Here is a 4,488-nt window from a genome sequence, read left to right as displayed (position 1 = left end):
CTAACTTTGCTACGGAACCCTATAGAATAATTTTTAACATATTTTTCTCAGTCTTTATCAGGAGCACTCTCATTTACATTTTCAGTGGTTATTTAGAAAAATAAAGATAAGAAATATATTATAGAAAATATACACCTAGTACAATCAAAGAAATTCCTGTTACTATAATGAAATATTTAACAATTGGCCAAGGTAATATTCGTAACAAGATTATATACAAAAGGCTAAATTCTTCCACTGGATTGCCTAAATCTTTTACAGCCCGAGGTTTTAAACGAAATATAGCGAACCATATAATAATGGTTCCCCAAACGATTAACAGTATAGGAAAGAAATAATGCGAAAGAGACATTAAGGATACTCCTTTCATGATCAAAATAATTTGGTTTAGTTTACCCAAAAGATAAAAATAATAGCGTATGTCTGTGGGTTCACAAAGTTACAAATTCGACAGAGGGTTTTATACGTAGGTAAAGGAACGAAAAGCAGCCATCAGGGTGCTTTTCTTACGTACGAAGGAGGAGAAAATAACTGTAGAAACAAGAAGAACTATATCGGGAACAGAATATTGGGACACGATAAAAATGAGGAACTTACTGGCATCAAAGGGGAATTAAATTCTATTTTATCTCGTTCACTCTATCTCCTTTTGGTATGATGAAATTATTAACTATTGAGGAAGTGTGCCGATGAAGAACCGGGTGAATTTACGTATTGATTTTGCCTTTAAACAATTATTTGGAACCAAAGGAAATGAAGAGATTCTGATGAGATTTCTGAACGAGGTGTTACAGAAGTCGTTGGTTTCCCCGATTACGAGCGTATCATTAGAAGACCCACATCTACATAAGGAATATAAAGAGGATAAATTGTCGATTATGGATGTACGGGCGACGCTTGGAACAGGTGAACTTGTAAACATAGAAATTCAACTTGCAAATAAACATGATATCCAAAAGCGTTCCCTGTATTATTGGTCGAAACTATACGCGTCACAAATGCAGGAAGGGATGCCGTATAGTGAGTTACAGAAATCCATTACGATTAATGTACTAGATTTTATTCTGTATCCGAACCAGGAACACTTTCAAACAACAGGTATTCTATGGGATGTAGAAAAAGAACTCCGCATCAGTGAAGATATAGAAATTCATTATATTGAAATGCCGAAGATTATTACACAGTGGCGAGATGCACAGGTGAATCCACGGCAAGATTCTTTGGTACGTTGGTTACTCTTGTTAGCGGCAAATGAAGATCAGAATCTAACAGATACATTGGAGGCGATTGCGATGGAACAAGATGAAACATTGCAAAAGGCAATTGATAAGTGGGATAACATGAGTCATAATCAAGCGTTTCGCCGAGAGTATGAGGCACGGGAGAAGGTATTGTTAGATGAAAAGGCTGCCGTGGCACATGCGGAGAAAAAGGGTATAGAAAAAGGAAGAGAAGAAGAACGTACTCAAATTATTCAACAAATGTACGATAGTGGGATGACACCGCAAGTCATTGCAAACATTGTGAAGCTGACAGTAGAAGAAGTACAATGTATTTTACAATTATCCTAAAATAGGGTGAGAAAGTGCCAGCGATGGTGCTTTTTATTTTGGAGGTAAAATCTCACATCGATTTTTACAAAATACAAAAAGACGAGATGATTCTCGTCTTTTTGTTTAATCGGATTTGTTTTAAACAGACAATTGAAGGAATGAAGGAAATAGCCTTATACAATAATATCCCCATCATTTGGTCCGATATACCAATAATTATATTTTTAGTAAACCCAATAACAAAGGGGGTGCTTTAGATCATCTCTTTTGTTATTAAATATCTATCTCTACCGTCGAAAATCATCATAATAGTCGCTACCCTAAAAATCAATTTAGCCATGATGAATTTCTAAAAAGGAATTATATCTATCAAACTTTGGAACGATACCAAAAAACGGTTGATACAATAATAAAGATAAAATAAATTAATGGCGCGGTATCAAAAAGGTATTGCACAACTAGATATCCTATTTTATCATTTGTAGTTATTTTACTCATACGTGCCAGATAAACACCCTGACTTAGCAAAAAAACAGAATTAATTATAGAAATACCCAAAATAACAAAATAATACTTTAAAATAAGTTTATCTAGTACATATCCAATAAATCCTACACCCATTCCTATACCAGCTAATACTAAAGGAAAAAGATTAAATATGTGTTCGGAGAATGAAGTGTGGTGTCCAACCCCAACAGAAATTTGCAAAGCAAACCATCTATAGATAGCGTATATAAATCCTATAATACTGCCAATTTTTCCAAATAATATGGCGTAGCCAATTTGTTTCAAATTTTACCCTCACCTTAAATCAATTAGATAGTAAATATACATGAAGTTTGTGAAAAAAAACGTTCTACTTGTGAATTTTTAAAAAAACTGCGAAATCATTACAAACGTCTCTAAAAAAATAAAACCTTTAGACCTAAGATCTTTATACAAAAAAGACGAGTTTCCGCTCGTCTTTTTTATGTGTAAAAACCTATCCCAAAAGAAAACATGCTACTCAAAGGATTGAACAGTCAACTCTGCAATAATATAACCTCGATTTTGGTTTTTTATACCAAAAAAATAAATCGGATTGAAGCTTATCTTAGGTATAGTTGTAATCGAATCAACATAATATGGTACAGAAAGGTTTCTTTTTCTCGTACTGTTGAAAGCGGGCATTTAACTGGGATAGGAGGGTGCTCTCTTTCACATTTTCAGATAGACCAGCATATATTTGAGTAAGGGGCAACCACTTTCGTTCCTTATCAATCAATCTATCCTTTATTGTGAGAAGGGCATCTACTTCCATGTAGATGCTCTTTTTCGTGCACAAAACTGTCAAAATATATGGATAGAAAGAATGCTTTTTAGATTCTATTTTGTCTCGTTTACTCTATATTCTTTTGGTATGATGGAACTATCAACTATGGAATGAGGGAGCGCGCCAATGAAGAACCGGGTGAATTTACGTGTCGATTTTGCCTTTAAACAATTATTTGGAACCAAAGGAAATGAAGAGATTCTGATGAGATTCCTGAATGAGATTCCTGAATGAGGTGTTACAGAAGTCGTTGGTTTCTCCGATTACGAGCGTATCATTAGAAGACCCACATCTACATAAGGAATATAAAGAGGATAAATTGTCGATTATGGATGTACGGGCGACACTTGGAACAGGTGAACTTGTAAACATAGAAATTCAACTTGCGAATAAACATGATATTCAAAAGCGTTCCTTGTATTATTGGTCGAAACTATATGCATCACAAATGCAGGAAGGGATGCCGTATAGTGAGTTGCAAAAATCAATTACGATTAATGTATTGGATTTTATACTGTACCCCAATCAAGAACAATTTCAGACGACAGGTATCTTATGGGATGTAGAAAAAGAACTCCGCATCAGTGAAGACATAGAAATTCATTATATTGAAATGCCGAAGATTATTGCACAATGGCGAGGTGCACAGGTGAATCCGTGGCATGATTCTTTGGTACGTTGGTTACTCTTGTTAGCGGCAAATGAAGATCAGAATCTAACAGACACATTGGAGGCGATTGCGATGGAACAAGATGAAACGTTGCAGAAAGCGATTGATAAGTGGGACAATATGAGTCATAATCAAGCGTTTCGCCGGGAGTATGAAGCACGAGAAAAGGTATTGTTAGATGAAAAAGCTGCCGTGGCACATGCGGAGAACAAGGGGATAGAAAAAGGGCTAAAACAAGGATTAAAGCAGGGAAGAGAAAAAGAACGTACTCAAATGATTCGAAATATGAGTAACCGAGGTGCAACTCCAGAGGAAATAGCAGAATTAACAGGATTAGATAAGGAAGAGGTTCTGCGATTATTGAGATTATCTTAATAAATAAGAAAATCTGGAGGCGATTGCAATGGAACAAGATGAAACATTGCAGAAAGCGATTGATAAGTGGGACAATGTGAGTCATAATCAAGCGTTTCGCCGAGAGTATGAGGCGCGAGAAAAAGTATTGTTAGATGAAAAGGCAGCGGTGGCACATGCGGAGAAAAAAGGAATTGAAAAAGGAAGAGAAGAAGGTATTGTTCAGTTAGTGCGAAATATGAGCAAGCGGGGGACAGCACCAAGTACAATTGCAGAATTAACAGGATTAGAGTTAGAAGAAATACAACATATTCTTCGCTTATTATAAAGAATAACAAATTTAAAATTACTTCAATCTTTTTTCTATTTTTCATGTTATACTAGCCGTGTACGTGTAAAATGGTTTAATCTATTTGTATTTGCTCATTCAGGAAACCCCGTTATTTATTTAGAGAACGGGTTTTTTTGTGTGAATTATATATCTAATTTGGGTACCTAAATTAGCGTTTTTTGAAAAAATTAATATATTTTTTAGTTGTTCATTTAAAAGAACCCATACTATCCCAAATCAATTACTCTCGAAAATGAATTTTGTAAAT

3 protein-coding genes and 1 pseudogene are annotated in these 4,488 nt (G+C 35.0%); 3 read left to right on the top strand and 1 reads right to left on the bottom strand.

What is annotated here, in order from left to right; genetic code table 11:
* Nucleotides 1–689: 689 nt before the first annotated feature.
* Nucleotides 690–1,571, top strand: coding sequence for an Rpn family recombination-promoting nuclease/putative transposase (locus tag CDB3_RS29205; protein WP_128856884.1), 882 nt, complete (start codon nucleotides 690–692; stop codon nucleotides 1,569–1,571).
* A 351-nt stretch (nucleotides 1,572–1,922) separates the two neighbouring features.
* Here the strand turns inward: CDB3_RS29205 and CDB3_RS29200 are convergent, their stop codons facing one another.
* Entirely contained in the window at nucleotides 1,923–2,345 is a 423-nt protein-coding gene (locus tag CDB3_RS29200) for a hypothetical protein (RefSeq protein WP_128856883.1), read from the bottom strand.
* A gap of 646 nt (nucleotides 2,346–2,991) precedes the next feature.
* Here CDB3_RS29200 and CDB3_RS29195 point away from each other — a divergent pair.
* Nucleotides 2,992–3,910, top strand: a pseudogene (locus tag CDB3_RS29195) (Rpn family recombination-promoting nuclease/putative transposase).
* Between the two features lie 28 nt (nucleotides 3,911–3,938).
* Nucleotides 3,939–4,217 carry a hypothetical protein gene (locus tag CDB3_RS29190; protein ID WP_128856882.1) on the top strand — a complete coding sequence of 93 codons (279 nt, stop codon included), beginning with the start codon at nucleotides 3,939–3,941 and terminating at the stop codon, nucleotides 4,215–4,217.
* Nucleotides 4,218–4,488: the final 271 nt, after the last annotated feature.

The organism is Bacillus sp. CDB3, from assembly GCF_002081505.1.
Classification (GTDB): domain Bacteria; phylum Bacillota; class Bacilli; order Bacillales; family Bacillaceae_G; genus Bacillus_A; species Bacillus_A cereus_AT.
The sequence above is the reverse complement of the archived record's forward strand: the minus strand, read 5'-3'. Positions and strand labels throughout refer to the sequence as shown.

Excerpts from the sequence above, each read along its gene's own strand:
- CDB3_RS29205 (WP_128856884.1), top strand. The coding sequence starts at position 690 with ATGAAGAACCGGGTGAATTTACGTATTGATTTTGCCTTTAAACAATTA.
- CDB3_RS29190 (WP_128856882.1), top strand. The coding sequence starts at position 3,939 with ATGGAACAAGATGAAACATTGCAGAAAGCGATTGATAAGTGGGACAAT.